At 63.9% G+C, this 15,261-nt stretch carries 13 protein-coding genes; 2 read left to right on the plus strand and 11 right to left on the minus strand.

Features of this window, described 5'->3' with window-relative positions:
• Nucleotides 1-52: 52 nt before the first annotated feature.
• From XH96_RS25325 to XH96_RS25350, 6 genes are all read right to left on the minus strand, one after another.
• Nucleotides 53-1,339 carry an efflux RND transporter periplasmic adaptor subunit gene (locus tag XH96_RS25325; protein WP_194388159.1) on the minus strand — a complete coding sequence of 429 codons (1,287 nt, stop codon included), beginning with the start codon at nt 1,337-1,339 and terminating at the stop codon, nt 53-55.
• On the minus strand, nt 1,336-4,518 hold the full coding sequence (locus tag XH96_RS25330) for an efflux RND transporter permease subunit (RefSeq protein WP_194388160.1): 3,183 nt from the start codon (nt 4,516-4,518) through the stop codon (nt 1,336-1,338). The genes XH96_RS25325 and XH96_RS25330 overlap by 4 nt, the downstream gene beginning before the upstream one ends.
• A 60-nt stretch (nt 4,519-4,578) precedes the next feature.
• Complete coding sequence (rpoH, locus tag XH96_RS25335) at nt 4,579-5,595, minus strand: RNA polymerase sigma factor RpoH (RefSeq protein WP_246790183.1); 1,017 nt, start codon at nt 5,593-5,595, stop codon at nt 4,579-4,581.
• Nucleotides 5,596-5,763: 168 nt separating this feature from the next.
• Complete coding sequence (locus XH96_RS25340; protein WP_194388161.1) at nt 5,764-7,188, minus strand: ATP-binding protein; 1,425 nt, start codon at nt 7,186-7,188, stop codon at nt 5,764-5,766.
• Nucleotides 7,189-7,204: 16 nt separating this feature from the next.
• Entirely contained in the window at nt 7,205-7,882 is a 678-nt protein-coding gene (locus XH96_RS25345) for a response regulator transcription factor (protein ID WP_194388162.1), read from the minus strand.
• A gap of 74 nt (nt 7,883-7,956) precedes the next feature.
• On the minus strand, nt 7,957-8,136 hold the full coding sequence (locus XH96_RS25350) for a hypothetical protein (RefSeq protein WP_194388163.1): 180 nt from the start codon (nt 8,134-8,136) through the stop codon (nt 7,957-7,959).
• A 231-nt stretch (nt 8,137-8,367) separates the two neighbouring features.
• Here XH96_RS25350 and XH96_RS25355 point away from each other — a divergent pair, with 231 nt between their 5' ends.
• Nucleotides 8,368-8,613 carry a hypothetical protein gene (locus XH96_RS25355; protein ID WP_194388164.1) on the plus strand — a complete coding sequence of 82 codons (246 nt, stop codon included), beginning with the start codon at nt 8,368-8,370 and terminating at the stop codon, nt 8,611-8,613.
• Nucleotides 8,614-8,881: 268 nt separating this feature from the next.
• Nucleotides 8,882-9,268, plus strand: a complete 387-nt coding sequence (locus XH96_RS25360) for a hypothetical protein (RefSeq protein ID WP_194388165.1) — start codon at nt 8,882-8,884, stop codon at nt 9,266-9,268.
• A 146-nt stretch (nt 9,269-9,414) separates the two neighbouring features.
• Here the strand turns inward: XH96_RS25360 and XH96_RS25365 are convergent, their stop codons facing one another.
• The 5 genes from XH96_RS25365 to XH96_RS25385 all read right to left on the minus strand — a co-directional run bounded on the left by XH96_RS25365 (nt 9,415) and on the right by XH96_RS25385 (nt 15,246).
• Entirely contained in the window at nt 9,415-11,469 is a 2,055-nt protein-coding gene (locus XH96_RS25365; protein ID WP_194394254.1) for an acetoacetate--CoA ligase, read from the minus strand.
• Nucleotides 11,470-11,562: 93 nt separating this feature from the next.
• The gene (locus XH96_RS25370; RefSeq protein ID WP_061882067.1) at nt 11,563-12,258 is read right to left on the minus strand and encodes an ABC transporter ATP-binding protein; all 696 of its coding nucleotides are present in this window, start codon (nt 12,256-12,258) and stop codon (nt 11,563-11,565) included.
• Nucleotides 12,258-13,007, minus strand: coding sequence for an ABC transporter ATP-binding protein (locus XH96_RS25375; protein WP_028181856.1), 750 nt, complete (start codon nt 13,005-13,007; stop codon nt 12,258-12,260). Before XH96_RS25375 ends, XH96_RS25370 begins: the two co-directional genes overlap by 1 nt.
• A complete protein-coding gene (locus XH96_RS25380; RefSeq protein WP_194388166.1) occupies nt 13,004-14,302 on the minus strand; it encodes a branched-chain amino acid ABC transporter permease in 1,299 nt (432 codons plus the stop codon). The genes XH96_RS25375 and XH96_RS25380 overlap by 4 nt, the downstream gene beginning before the upstream one ends.
• Nucleotides 14,299-15,246 (minus strand): branched-chain amino acid ABC transporter permease, encoded by a 948-nt coding sequence (locus XH96_RS25385; protein ID WP_131869983.1) that lies wholly within the window; start codon nt 15,244-15,246, stop codon nt 14,299-14,301. Before XH96_RS25385 ends, XH96_RS25380 begins: the two co-directional genes overlap by 4 nt.
• Between the last annotated feature and the right edge of the window lie 15 nt (nt 15,247-15,261).

Raw genomic sequence — 15,261 nt, forward strand, 5'->3', positions numbered from 1 at the left:
CCCGCGGAGCAGCCGAGCAGCACGGCGGCGAACGCCGCGCAAACGACGCGGATCATGTCTGCCCCCCCTCGCTCGCCTCATTCTTGCGTATGGAGACGCGGCTACCCTCCGCCAGATTGACCGCTGGACTGAGCACGACTTGCTCGCCGGGCTTCACGCCCTCGCGCACTTCGACCGAGGTGCCGAAATCTCGCGCGATCGAGACCTTCTGCAAATGAACGGTGCCGTTGCGCACGACTGCGACATGAAGGCCGTTCTGGTCGAAGACCAGCGCATCGGCGGGAATCGACATCGACGGCGTCTTGCGCGGGATCGACAGTTCGACCGTGCAGTAGATGCCGGGATTCAACGCGCCATCGGGATTGGGCACGTCGATCTCGGTCAGCAGCGTTCGGCTTCCCGGCTGCAACGCCGTCGCGATGCGCGTGACCTTCCCTGGAAATGCCCGGTCCGGGATCTCGGGAACGTGAATCTCGGCCGCGACCCCAGGCGCGACGCCGAAGGCCTCGTCCTGCGGTACGAACACTTGCGTTCGGATCACGTTCGAATGCATCAGCGTGAACATGAAGGTCGATCCCGCCTGAACGAGGCTGCCATTGTCCACGTTGCGCTGCGTGATCACACCGTCGAACGGTGCCACCACACGCTGGTAGGCCTTCTCCTGTTGAAGCACGCGAATCTGCGCCTCTTGTGCCGTGATGTTCGATTGGGCGACGCTCACGGCCGCCTGCTGGGCGCGCAAGGTAAGACGGTCGTTGTCGCCCTGCTGGGCCGTCAACCAGCCCTGCTTGACCAGATTGCTGTCCCGCGAATTGGTGACGTCGGCAAGCTCCCGGCTCGCCTGTGCCTGCTGCAACGCCGCCTGGTTCTGCGCCAGCGTCGCCTGCGCCTGCGCGATCTGCTGGTCGAGTTCCGGCGCGGTGATCTCCGCCAGGAGATCGCCCTTCTTCACATGATCGCCGATGTCGACATAGCGCTTCTCGATGTAGCCGCTGGCCCGTGCGAAGATGTTCGCCGCCTCGAATGCCGTCGTCGTCGCCGGCAGAGTGACCTTCGTGATCTCGGGGCTGGCGCGGACCGTCGCCACCCGAACCTCCGGAACGGCGGTCCTGATCTGCTCTGCCGATACAGCCAGATCGCGCGCGGCCTGATAGTGCCGCCAGCCACCCACGCCGAGACCGCCGGCAAGGAGCAGGACCATGGCGCCGCCGAGCCATACGCCGCCGTAGCGGCGGCGCTGCCGCGCGTCCTTGCCCGGCAGCTCCACGATGCGGCCGCTTTCCGCATCGGGCGGCTTGCTCACGTCGTGACTATTGGTCCGCACCCGAACATCGCTCATTCCGGTAACTCCTCGAACACGCCGTGGTGAGGCTTGCCGTCGTTGCGCTTGCGCAGCCAGGCGAAGAGATAGGGCACGATCAGCAACGTCGTCGGCGTTGCGAACAGCAGCCCGCCGATCACGGCACGGGCGAGCGCCGCGTTCTGCTCCTCGCCCGGGCCTCCGATCGCCATCGGGACCATGCCCACGATCATCGCGGCAGCCGTCATCAGCACGGGGCGGATTCGCGTGCGGCCCGCGTTCAGCGCAGCCTCGAACGCGGTGTGCCCATTCAGTTGCGCGTCACGCGCGAAGGTCACGAGCAGGATGGAATTGGCCGATGCGACGCCCACGGCCATGATCGCACCCATCAGCGAAGGCACGTTCAGCGTCGTCCCCGTGATGAACAGCATCGTCATGATACCGCAGAAGGTCGCGGGCAACGCCATGATGACGACAAGGGGATCACCGAAGTTCTGGTAGTTCACGACCATCAACAGATAGACCAGGATGGCGGCAAACAGCAGCCCGATCCCGAGATCGCGGAACGATTGATGCATGCTCTGGATCTGCCCCAGAACCTCAATCGAATTTCCCGGCTGGAGCTGCTTTTGAAGCGTCGACGTGACCTTGCCGATATCGGCCGAGACGCCGCCGAGATCGCGCCCCTGCACGCTCGCATAGACGTCATACACCGGCTGAACGTTTGCCTGGTTCAAATTGGTGGGTACAGTTCCGCGCTTGAAGGTCGCAACATTGCTGAGCAGCCCTGGCACCGTCTGTCCGCTTGCAGCCGACGAGGCCGACACCGGCGTGTTCTCCAGTGCGTTGAGCGAGTTGGCCCTGTACTCCGGCGTCTGGACGGCAAGATAATAAGGGATGCCCGACGTCGGGTCGGTCCAGAAATTCGGCGAGACCTGGGCGGACGAGCTGAGGCTGACATTGATGTTGGTTGCCACCGTGCTGGCATTGAGCCCCAGCTGTGCGGCCCTTGTGCGATCGATGTCGGCGTAGAACGCGGGAGCGTCGACCTCCTGTTGAAGATGCGCGTCGACGACTCCCGGAATGGCCGCCAGGCGCTTTTGCAGCTCCTTTGCGACGGACAGATTGTCGGCGCCGTAGCCGACGGTACGGACGTCGATTTGCGCCGGCAGGCCGAAATTCAGGATCTGGGTGACGATATCCGCCGCCTGGAAATAGAAGACGTCCTCGGGGAATGCCGCTGGGAGGACCTGGCGCAGCTTCTTGACGTAATCTGCGGTCGGTCTGTGGCCGTCCTTGAGCGATACCAGGATCGTGCCATCGTTCACTCCTATCGTCGATCCGTCGGTGAAGGCCAGATTGTAGGGACGCGCCGGCAAGCCGATATTGTCGACGATCAGCCCGCGATCCCGGTCCGGAATGACTTCGCGGATCTTATCCTCGACCGCCTGGAAGATGGCCTCGGTGCGCTCGATCCGGGTCCCCGCCGGCGCACGAACATGGAGCTGGATCTGACCACCGTCGATCAGGGGATAGAAATCCCTGCCCACGTAGACGAACATGACGGCCCCGAGCGACAGCACGAGCACGGCAGCGATCGGCACGATGCTGCGGCTCCGGAGCAGAGTCGTCAGGACTTCGGAATAGCCGTCGCGCAGGCGCTCGAAGCCGCGCTCGAACGCGGCGGATGCGCGCGAAAACATGCCGGACGAGCTCGCGCCCTCGCCATGGCGCCGCTCCCCCTTCAGCAGCAGACCGATCGTGATCGGCGTGAGGGTCCGCGACAGCGCGTACGACGCCAGCATTGCAAACACCACCGCAAGGCCGAGCGGCGTGAAGAGGTATTGCGCCGGTCCTTCGAGGAATATGACCGAGGTGAAGACGCAGCTGATGGCGAGCGTGGAGACGAGCGTCGGTACGGCGATCTCGGCCGCACCGTGCAGCGTCGCCTCCGACAGCGGCATCCCCTCCTCGGTCCAGAGCCGATGCGTGTTCTCGATCGTCACCGTCGAATCGTCGACCAGAATGCCCACTGCGAGCGCCAGCCCACCCAGCGTCATGGTGTTGAGGGTCTCGCCGAGAAAATGGAGCACGATGAGCGAGGACAGCATCGCGAGCGGGATGGAGATCAGAACGACGAGCGTCGACCGCCACGATCCCAGAAATACCAGGATCATCAGCGCCGTGAGACCGGCCGCGATCGCTCCTTCGCGCAGCACACCGTCGACGGAGTGAGTGACGAAGACCGATTGGTCGAACAATTCGCTGATCTTCAGCCCGGCCGGCGCCGACGCCCGAATCGACTTCAAGGCCTGCTTGACCCCGTTGACGACGGCAAGCGTCGAAGCGTTGCCATTCTTGATCACGCTAAGCAGAACCGAGCGGTGACCGTCCTCGCGCACGATATTCTGCTGGACCTGCGATCCGTCCCGAACCTGGGCGACATCCTTCAGCAGGATCGTCGCGCCGTTCGCGAACTTGACCGGAATCATGTTGAGATCCTTGATCGAGGCCGGCGTCGCATTGGTTCGCACAGTGTACTGGGTATCGCCGATCTTCGCCGTTCCGGTCGGCAGTGTCAGGTTCTGGGTGTTCACCGCATTGACGATGTCGAGCGGCGTCAATCCGCGCGACGCGAGTTTGTTCGGGTCGATGTCGACCATGATCTGGCGATATTTTCCTCCCGCAGGCGTCGGCAGCGTCACCCCGGGAACAGGCGCCAGTTGCTGCCGGATCCGATAGATGCCGAAGTCGTACAATTGCTGTTCGTTCAACTTGTTCGACTCGAGGCTGAGCTGCAGCACCGGCACGCTCGACGCATTGAACTGCACGATCACGGGCGGCTGAATGCCCGGCGGCATCAGGGCGCGGATGGCGTTCGTTGCCGATACGATCTGCGAGATCGCGAGATCGAGATTGACGTCCGGCTGGAAGTAGATCTTTTGAACCGACAGGCCATTGAGCGTCTGCGCTTCGATATTCTTGATGCCGGTGACATTGGCGCTGATCGAATACTGGCTGTACGTGGAGACGCGCTGCTCCATCTCCGGCGTCGAGAGGCCGGTATAGCTCCAGATGACCGTGACGACGGGGATGCGGATCTCGGGAAAGATATCCGTCGGCATCGACCAGACAGAGATGCCGCCCAGAAACAGGATCAGGGCCGCGAGCACATAGAATGTGTGCGGAAACCGGAGCGCAAAGCGGACAATTCCCATGGAGACAACTACTTCGAGCAGGTTACGGGAAATTTTCAGATGGCGACGATGCTTGACCGTTCAAATGAAATCGAGTTCAGCATCGCGACCTCTCGACCGCTCACGTCGATGCGAACGCCTCGCGCTCGAGATAGTGTCAGGACAGGTGGGTGGCGACAGAGACGACGCCGCGCACCGCCCCTGCCCCCGGGCGGTGACCACGGGCTCCAGGGTGGCACGGATGGCGGCACGCCTGACCTTTGCAAAGGCGCGAATCTCGATCTGCCGAACGCGCTCGCTGGAGATCGAAAGCTCGCGGGCGAGCTGATCGAGCGTCGGGGGATGCTCCGCCAGCCGCCTTGCCTCCAGCACGCGCCGCTCGCGCCCCGTGAGGCCATTCAGCGCAATGCGCAGGGCATCGGTCCGATGTTCCATCTGATCCTGATCGGCAAGGACGGTCTCGGCGTCGCTCGCCTCGTCCACAAGCAAGGCCTCCCACTCGGTACCTTGCTCGTCGCCGCCAACCCGCGCATTCAGCGATAGGTCGCCGTGCAGGCGGCAATCCATCTCCATCACATCGCGCGCCGAAACTTCGAGCCTGGTGGCGATCGCCTCGGCGACATCGGGGGTAAGCCGCGCCATCCCGCCCTGGCCGGCCTTTCTCATCTCGCCGCGAAGCCGGAAGAACAGTTTCTTTTGCGCGGCCGTTGTTCCGATCTTGACCAGCGACCAGGAGCGCAGGATGTATTCGTGGATGGCGGCCTTGATCCACCACGTCGCATAGGTGGAAAATCGCGAGTTTCGGTCGGGCTCGAACCGCGACGCGGCAATCACGAGCCCGAGATTGGCCTCGGCCATGAGATCTGCGAACGGAAGGCCGTATCCCCTGTAGCTCCGCGCGACCTTGGCGGCGAGCCTGAGGTGGCTCGTGACGAGCGCATTCGCGGCGTCGCCGTCCCTCCTCTCCTGCCAGCGACGCGCAAGCTGCTGCTCCTGCTCGCGTTCGAGCAGGTCGTACCGGCCGATGACTGTGGAATACGCATTGAACACAGCAGCCGCCGTACGCCTGCCCGGCTCAGCCGTATCGATCCTGCTCAAACCCGCATGTCGCATTGGCATCTTTTGCTCCCACATTCGAACCGGCAAGTCGAACGTAAGAAGCCTCCGACTGACGGCGCCAGTAAACTGCACTTAACAAGCCTGAATTCGCTTTCAGATATCTCGCCGCTCTTTCCGCTTCGCACGGATCGCACGTGGCATCGGCGGTCACGTCGGCGCGAGGCTCGCGTGAAGCGAACGATCCGGCGCCGATGCCGCGGGTTCGTGTGACGTCGCGCCCGTCGTGGCGAGGATCTCCACCCGTCCGCCGGGTGCCGGGCAAATGGTCAGGCAGAAGCCGTGCAACTTCAGAATCGCAGCGACGAGGCTCAGTCCCAGCCCCACTCCCGGCGTGTTGCGCATCTTGTCGGAGCGATAGAACCGACGCAGCACCGCCTCGCGCTCCGACTCACCGATGCCGGGGCCAGTATCGCTCACGCGCACGAGCACGGCCCTGTCGTCCGACACCAGCTCGAGCGTCACTCTTCCGCCCGCGGGGGTGAACTTGACGGCATTGTCCACGAGATTGGCAACCGCCTCGAACAGCAGGTCCCGATCACCCCGCACCTGCACTTTGCGGTCGATCTCGACGTCGATGTCGATATCCTTGTCTTCGGCAATCGGTTCGTACACGTCGCACACCTGTCGCAGGATCTCGTCGAGCGCGACGTCGCCGAAGCCGGCCGTACGGCTGCTGCTCTCGATTTCGGCGAGACGCAGCAGCGCGGTGACGATTGCGAGCGATTGGTCGATTCCGGCCATTGCCTTGTCCACGATGTCCTGAAGGTCCTCCAGCGTGGCCGCGTGTGTGCGCCCGCGCTCCAGCGCCAGGCGGGCTCGCGTGAGCGGCGTTCTGAGATCGTGAGCGATATCGTTGCCGACACCGGCCAGCGCGTTGATCGTGGTCTCCATTTCATCGAGCATGCCGTTGACGATCCTGGCCAGCCGCGCGAACGGATCGTCCGCATCGGCCTGTGGGAGCCGCTCGTGGAGATCACCGGCAACGATGCGCTGAACGTGCCGGTTCACCTGCTCGACGCGCCGCTGCGCACGGATGCTCAGCCACGCCCCGGCGAGCAGGCAGAGGCAGAATGCCGGCAGCAGGCCGAGCAGCAGCGCCTGTCCGACGACGATGGATATCTCGCGCGTCTCGTCGACATTCCGCCCGATCACGAGGATATGGCCGTCGCCGAGCCGCCTGCCCGCGGCCTTGACGACGGCATCGTGAACCGTCGACGGCCCGTCCCGTGCGAGCCGCACGCTCCGGACCGGTCCGCCGACATCGAGCTTTGATGGCAATCGCGCGATGTTGCCGGCAAGCCGGGTCCCTGCGGCATCGAACAGGCCGGCATATTGCACGCCGCGCGAATCCTGCTTGAGATGATCGGAGATCGCGTCGATGAGACGGCCGGGCGGCAATTCGGCCATGAAGTTGAGCTGCGTTGCAATCATACGGTCGGATCGCATGATCAGGTAGTCGTCGATCTTCCAGTAGATGAAGCCGAACAGGGCGGCGACGAACAACGCCAGCGTGGCTGCTATCGCCGCGGCCCACAGGAACGTGTTCGAACGAATGAACTGAATCTGGCGCATCGATCCGCCGAACCTGTTAACGAGTGCGCAGCACGAAGCCGGAGCCGCGAACATTGTGAATGAGCTGCGTCTCGCCGGGGCCGTCGACCTTGTGACGAAGGCGGCCCATGTGCACGTCGATGAGATTGGTGGTTGCCGGAACGAATTTGTAATTCCAGACCTCCTCGAGCAGCATCGCGCGGGTCAGCAGCTGATCGCTTCGGCGCATCATGTATTCGAGCAGGCGGAATTCGCGCGGCAGCAGATCAATCTCGCGCTCGCCTCGCCGCGCGGTCCGCTCGATCAGGTCGAGCTCCAGCGGCCCGGCGCACAACGTGGTCTCGCGGCTGTCGATCGGACGCCGCAGCAACGCCTCCACGCGGGCGACGAGCTCGATCAGCGCGAACGGCTTGGTGAGATAGTCGTCTCCGCCGACGCGCAACCCGCGCACCCTGTCGTCGACCGCGCCGAGCGCACTCAGCACCAAAACGGGCGTCCTGACCTGGTCCTTGCGCAAGGCCTCGATAACGGTCAGCCCGTCCATTCCGGGCAGCATGCGATCCACGATCAGGGCATCGGGAGACGATTCGCGCGCCCGATCGAGACCGTCGATCCCGTCGGGCGCCCATCGCACCTCGAACCCGCGCTCGGTGAGTTCGGCCACGATCGCGTCGGCGGTCTCGGCATCATCCTCGATCAGGAGAATCCGCGTCATTGTGCTGGTTCCACGTCCCGCGAGGCCTCGAGACCGGCGGCGAAGCATGGGCTCGGTGATCCGCGACGACATGTTCAATGCCCGCCCGGGCCGAACACACCAGGCAGGACCGGCATGCGACGCAACGCTGTCTCGCAACAGAAGTAATCCTGCGTGGAATGAAGCACCATTAAATTGCATTTCAGAGCGCCCGCGAACAAGGCCACTGCTATCGTCGGCGCGTAGGCGATCGAATGTGCTGTCGCAGCGATCATTTCTCATCTCCATGCAGCAGGACGTTCCAGCAGATATGTCCTCAGCGAGGCTGCTGTTACGCGCCAGGATCGAAAGCGTTGCGAGTTTGCACGATCGTGCTTGCCGGCAAGGCCGGGATCACGGTCCATTGAACACGGGTGAGCAATTCGTGCGTTTTGTCGATGCGCGTTCGTCCGCACCTCCTTCGCAGGCCGGCTTGGACTGCCAGCTTTCATCAAAGGAGAAGCCAAATGACCACTCTCAAGCTCTTGTCGACCGGACTGATCGCAGTCGCCATGCTCGGTGGACCCGCCGTGGCGCGGGAGCGCCATACCGACGTCCGCCCATCCGCCATGCAAGCCGATCCGGTTGCATCGTACGGGTCGGTCTATCAGGTCGGCCGCGGCTGCGTTCCAGCGCCGCGTGTCGGGGCGTTTGCGACGGCGCCGTGGACCGGCAACAACGTCCCCTGTGAGCCGGGCACCGGCAGCTTCTGATCCCGACGACGTCGCGGCCGGCCGGGCGGGTGCCTCGCTCGGCCGTCGCCTTTCGCGATGGGGTCGAGCCTGACGTTGACCCCGTCCACGCTCGGCAGTCGCGTCGGCGGATCACCTCGCCGATGCGCAGCGCCCCGCTCCTGAAATCGAATTCAGTGGGATTGCCGCACGACCTTCCTATCTTCCCTTCAAGACGGGATTTGCTGGCGGCACGACGCTGAGGCAACGGCATCGGCCGCCGGGCATCCGGACACGAAAGGAGTCCCTCATGAAACGAGCATTGATGATCATGGCGGCAGCGGCGCTTGCCTCAGCGCTGGCGGTCGGAACGGCCGAGGCACATGGCGGCGGTGGCGGTGGCCACGGCGGCGGTGGCTTCGGAGGCGGACATATGGGCTTTGGCGGCGGCCACATGGGCTTCGGTGGCGGCGCGCATTTCGGCGGCATGGGACATGCCGGCGGATTCGGCGGCGGAGCCCGATTCGGCGGCGAGCACCTCGGCTTCGGCGATCATGTCGCGACCCGCGGCCTCCGGCAGCACGCGTTTCACCGTTTTGACCGCTTCCGGTCCGGATATGGATTCTACGGCTATCCGGATTGCTATGACTGGTACGAGCTGCATCCGGGCCAACCCTTGCCGCTGAGCTGCAGCTAGCTCCGCGCCGATCGGTCCGGACCACGCAAGCTCGCGGCCCGGATCGCTCGAACTGTGCGCGCGAACACCACACCGCAGCCCACGGTGGAACCACTCCTCGGCGTGCCTGCTCAGTGGTCGGACGGCAGATGCCGTGCCCATCGCGGTCAAGCCGCTCCTGCGACCTTCTTCAGATGCATCGCTGCGAAATCGAGATACCAATCCAGACAGCCGGGATTGGCCATCGCCTCCCTGTTGATGACCTTCTCCACGGGCTGGCCGAGCAGCAGCTTCTTGATCGGCAGCTCCTGCTTCTTGCCGGACAGCGTCCGCGGAATCTCGGCGACGGCGAAAATCTCGTTCGGTAGAAAGCGTCGTGACAGGCCGGACTCGATCGCCTTGTTGATCCTCGCCTGCATCGCCGCATCGAGCGCAATGCCGTCGCGCAACACGACGAACAGCGGCATGTAACTGTCGCGGCCGAGATATTCGAGATCCACGACGAGGGAGTCGAGCACCTCGGGCAGCGACTCGATTGCGGAATAAAGCTCGCTCGTACCCATGCGCAGGCCGTGCCGGTTGATGGTGGCATCACTGCGGCCATAGATGATACAGGAGCCATCCGGATTGACCTTGAGCCAATCGCCGTGCCGCCACGCCGGACCGCGCCCTCTGCCGTCGAAATCGTCCGGATAGGTCTCGAAATAGCTCGCGCGATAGCGCACCCCACCCTCGTCGTTCCAGAAATAGAGCGGCATCGACGGCATCGGCTCAGTACAGACGAGCTCGCCGACCTCGTCGATGACGGCGTGCCCCTGGTCGTTGAAAGCCTCCACGGCCGCGCCCAGCAGCCGGCACTGCATGGCGCCCGGCGTCTGCGGCAGCTCGCGGTTGCCGCCGATGAAGGCGCCGGCGAAATCGGTCCCGCCGGAAATGTTCGCCCACCAGATGTCGGCCTGCGCCTTGCTGCCGTTCGTCTTCGACAACGCAGCGAAGCGCGCGTTGAACCAGGCTTGCGTGTCGGCGCTGAGGGGCGAGCCGGTCGAGCCGAGGCAACGCAGCTGCGAAAGATCGCCGGCGGCAGCAAGGTCGATCTCGGCCTTGGCGCAGTTCGCGAAGAACGCCGCGCCTGCCCCGAAGAAGGTCGACTTCGATTGCGCGACGAAGCGCCACAGCGTGGTCCAGTCAGGCTTGTCCTTCGCGCCGGCCGGGCTGCCGTCGAAGATGCAGCAGGTGGTCCCGCTGAGCAGGCCGCCGACTTGGCTGTTCCACATGATCCAGCCGGTCGAGCTGTACCAGTGATAACGCTCGCCGAAGGAATTCTGGTGATAGGAACAGCCGATGTCGTTGTGCAGCCCCAGAAGCGCGAGTGCCACGATGATGATGCCACCATGGCCGTGCACGATCGGCTTCGGCAGGCCGGTCGTGCCGCTGGAATAAACGATCCAGAGCGGATGATCGAACGGCAGCCAGATCGGCTCGAAGGCCTCGATAGCCGCGCCCGTTCTGGCGAGAATGTCGGAGAGCAGCGCGTCCGGTGCCGCAGCTGCGCCGGCTTCGCCATGCAGGATGACGTGCTCGACGGTCGGCAGGGACCGCCTGAGCTCGCCGACAACGTCGCGACGGTCGTGCCGCCGTCCGGCATAAGTGACGGCGTCGCAGGCGATCAGCACCCTCGGTCCGATCTGCTTGAAGCGGTCGATCACCGCAGGCGCCGCCATGTCGGGCGCACAGACGCTCCAGATTGCACCGATGCTGGCTGTCGCCAGAAACGCAACGATGGTCTCGGGGATGTTCGGCAGATAGGCCGCGACGCGGTCGCCGGGGCGCACGCCCTTGTCCTTCAGATCGAGCGCGAGCGCCGCTGCCTTGCGCCGCAGCTCCGGCCAGCTCGTCTCCGTGAGACTGCCGTCCTCACCGCCGCTGACGATGGCGGGCAGCCCGGCTGCGTCCGCTGCCGCGACATGCCGGAACACCTGCCTGGCGTAATTCACCTGCGCGCCGGAAAACCACACCGCATTCGGCATTTTGCGCTCGGCAATCACGGCGGCAAACGGCGTCGGCGATTGCAGATCGTAATAGTCCCAAATGCTGCGCCAGAACCCGTCGAGATCGCGCACCGACCATTGCCGCATCTCTTCGTAGCTCGAGAAGACAAGGCCGCGCGTATCCCCGAGCCATTGACGATACAGGGCCATTTGAGGAACGTAGGGAGCTGCCATCATCAAATTCCGAAGGTTCATGGATTGCGAGAGCTGCACCGAACTGAGGACGTGCGCGCGGCGGCGCCCGTTGAATGGTCCGTCTCACAAAGTTCAAACCTCGAGCCACTCCTGGCGAACCGCCGCGTTCGCCCTGAGTTGGTCTGGCGTGCCTTCAAAAACCACGCGACCGTGTCCCATGATGTAGACGCGCTTCGAGATGCGCATCGCGATCGATAGCTTCTGCTCGACGAGCAGGATCGCGACCCCGGCTTGCGCGATGCGGACGATGAGATCTCCGACCTGTTGCACGATCAGCGGCGCGAGACCCTCCGTCGGCTCGTCGATCATGATGAGATCAGGATCGCCCATCAACGTGCGGCACGTCGTCAACATCTGTTTCTCGCCGCCGGAGAGGACCCCAGCAGGCGCGTCGGCGCGCGCGGCGAGGTTGGGAAACATGTCGAGCATGTCCTGCAGCCGCCATTTGCCCGGCCGTCGCGTGTCCTTGATGCCGAGCAGAAGATTTTGTCGCACCGTCAAGCTCGGAAAGATGTCGCGATGCTCGGGAACGTAGCCGAGGCCGAGACGTGCGATCTTGTAGCTCGGCAGGCCCGCAATGTCCTTGCCCTTGAAGCGGATCGTGCCCTGCGGAACGACCTCGCCCATGATCGCCTTGACCGTGGTCGAACGCCCGACACCGTTGCGACCAAGCAGGCTCACCACTTCGCCGGCGGCGACATCGAGGTCAACGCCCTGGAGAATATGGCTCTTGCCGTAATAGGCGTGGAGGTTCCTGACTTCGAGCATCAGTGTGCCTCCTCGCCAAGATAGGCTTCCCTGACCTTCGGATCGCGCCGGATCTCCTCAGGAGTGCCTGAGGCGATGATATGACCGTAAACCAGCACCGAGATGCGGTCGGCAAGGCCGAACACGACGCTCATGTCGTGCTCGACGATGACCAGCGTTCGCCCTTCGGTCAGGCGCCGGATCAACGACACCGCGCGCTCCGTCTCGGCGTGGCTCATTCCAGCGGTCGGCTCATCGAGCATGACGACGGTAGCGCCCCCTGCGATCGTGATGCCGATCTCCAGCTCGCGCTGCTCGGCATATGTCAACAGGCCGGCCGGGACGTCGCGGCGGTGCGTGAGGTGAATGTCCTCGAGGATCCGCGCCGTCCGTTCGCGCACCTCAGGCAGGCTGTCCACGTTCTTCCAGAACGCGTAGCGATGCCCGGTGGCCCACAGCACGGCGCAGCGGACGTTTTCCCAGACCGTCATGCGGGCGAACACGTTGGTGACCTGGAACGATCGCGACAGCCCCCGCCGGTTGATCTCGAACGGCTGCAGGCCGGAGATCACGTCGCCATTGAGCCGGACCTCGCCCGAAGTCGGCTTGATGTGCCCACTGATCAGATTGAACGTCGTCGACTTGCCCGCGCCGTTCGGACCGATGATGGCGTGCCGTTCGCCCTGCGCGATGCTGAGGTTCAGGTCGCGAATGATGCCAACGTTGCCGAAGCGCTTCTCGACGGCGCGGACTTCGATGGCTGCAGTCATGCCAGATACCCCCGATCACGCGCGACCGTGGCCGCCCGATCCCACGCTTCGCCAACCCGCCGCCACGTCAATCGCGCGATGACGGAGCCACCGGCCACGAGAACCGCTGCGGCAATCCAGGTGGCCGGAGACTTGGGATTGAAGGCAATGCCGAACAGGTTGATCGCATTGGCCTCCCCGCCGGAATGACGCGCGATCGTCTCGATCACCAGAATGACGCCGCAACCGAGCGCCACGGTCGGCACTATCGCGACGAGATAGGACGGTATCACTGTCCATAACGTTCCGGCGCGAAGGAGCGGCCGGTGCATCATCACGAGCCCGGCGATGCCGCCGGGCGAGAACATCACGATGCCGATGAAGATGATGCCGAAATAGAGCTGCCAGACGCTGGTGACGCTGGTCAGCCCAAGCTGCAGATAGGTCACCAGGATCGCGCCGAGAATCGGTCCGAAGAAATAGGCGGTACCGCCGATGAAGGTTGCGAACAGCACCAGGCCGGACTGGATCGCGCCGAGATAGGCCGAATTCGCGATCTCGAAGCTGATCGCGGCAAGCCCCCCGGCGATACCGGCGAAGAATCCTGCAAAGCAATAGGCGAGATAACGAACCACGTGAGGATCGTAGCCGATGAACTGGACTCGTTCCGGATTGTCACGGACGGCATTGCTGATCCGCCCCAGCGGGGTTCGGGTCAGCGCGTACATCGCGATCGCCGAGACCACCAGCCAGAACGCGATCAGATAATAAACCTGGATCTGCGGCCCGAAGGTCCAGCCGAACATGCGCGGCAGCGCCGTGCGGTCCGTCGTGATGCCGGCTTCGCCGCCGAAGACCGACCGGAGGATCAGAGACGAAGACGCCACCAGCTCGCCGATGCCCAGCGAGATCATGGCGAATACGGTGCCGGCACGCTTGGTCATGAGCCAGCCGACGAGGATGGCGAACCCGAGGCCACCGAGGCCGCCGAACAATGGGATGAACGGAAGCGGGATCGGCCAGCCGTGGGAGACGATCGCGTTCATCACATGGCAGGCCGTGAAGCCGCCGAGACCGTAGTGCACGGCATGTCCGAACGACAACAATCCGGTCTGTCCAAGCAGGATGTTGTAAGAGAGCGCGAACACGATCGCGATCCCGATTAGGCTGAAGGATGTGAGGGAGCCGCCGGACGAGAACACCAGCGGCAGCACGATGAGGACGACCATGCCGGCCAGCCAAACACCGTAGAAGCGCAGGTTCTCGCCGGCCGCGTTCGCTGCGGGTCCCGATACCGATGTCGTTGCCGTAGTCATGATTCGCGCGTCCCCATCAGGCCCATGGGGCGAACAATCAGGATGATGACCAGCAGAAGATAAGGAATGATCGGCGCGACCTGCGCGATTGTGACGTTCCAGATGTCGGAAAGAGCGGAAGGTCCCCCCGCTGAATCGAGCGGACCGAAGACGCTGGCCAGCGAGCCATTCAACGCCACCGCAAAAGTCTGCACCAGGCCGATGACGAGCGAGGCGACGAAGGCGCCAGGCAAGGAGCCGAGGCCGCCGAACACGATGACCACGAACAGGATCGGCCCGAGCGCGGCCGCCATGTCGGACTGCGTCACCAGCGCCGGTCCAGCAATGACACCGGCAAGGCCTGCCAGCGCGCTGCCCACACCAAACACCACCATAAACACGCGCCCCACATTGTGGCCGAGGTGTCCGACCATGTGAGGATGCGTCAGCGCCGCCTGCACGATCAGGCCGACCCTGGTACGCCGCAGCACCAGCAGGAGCGCGACGAAGATGACCACCGATACCGCGAGCATGAAGATCTTGTAGGCGGGATAATTGGTGGAGAAGATCGTGAAGGCTGGGAAGTCGAGCAGCGCCGGCACGCGATAATCGACCGGGCTCCTGCCCCAGATCATTGCGACGATCTCTTCGATCGCGAATGCGAGGCCAAAGGTCAGCAGCAATTCCGCGACATGGCCATGCTTGTGCGTGTTGCGCAGTCCGTAGCGCTCGACCGCCATCCCGATCGCGCCGACCAGGAGCGGGGCGAGCACGAAAGCCGGCCAGAACCCGATCCATTTCGTCAATTGAAAGCCGAAGAAGGCGCCGAGCATGTAGAAGCTGGCATGGGCGAAGTTGAGCACGCCCATCATGCTGAAGATGACCGTCAGCCCGCTCGACAGCAGAAACAGCAGCATGCCGAACAGCACACCGTTCAGGGTCGAAATGACAATGAGTTCTAGCACAGCGTACTCGTGAAC

It is taken from the genome of Bradyrhizobium sp. CCBAU 51765 (genome assembly GCF_015291725.1).
Taxonomy (GTDB): Bacteria; Pseudomonadota; Alphaproteobacteria; order Rhizobiales; family Xanthobacteraceae; genus Bradyrhizobium; species Bradyrhizobium liaoningense.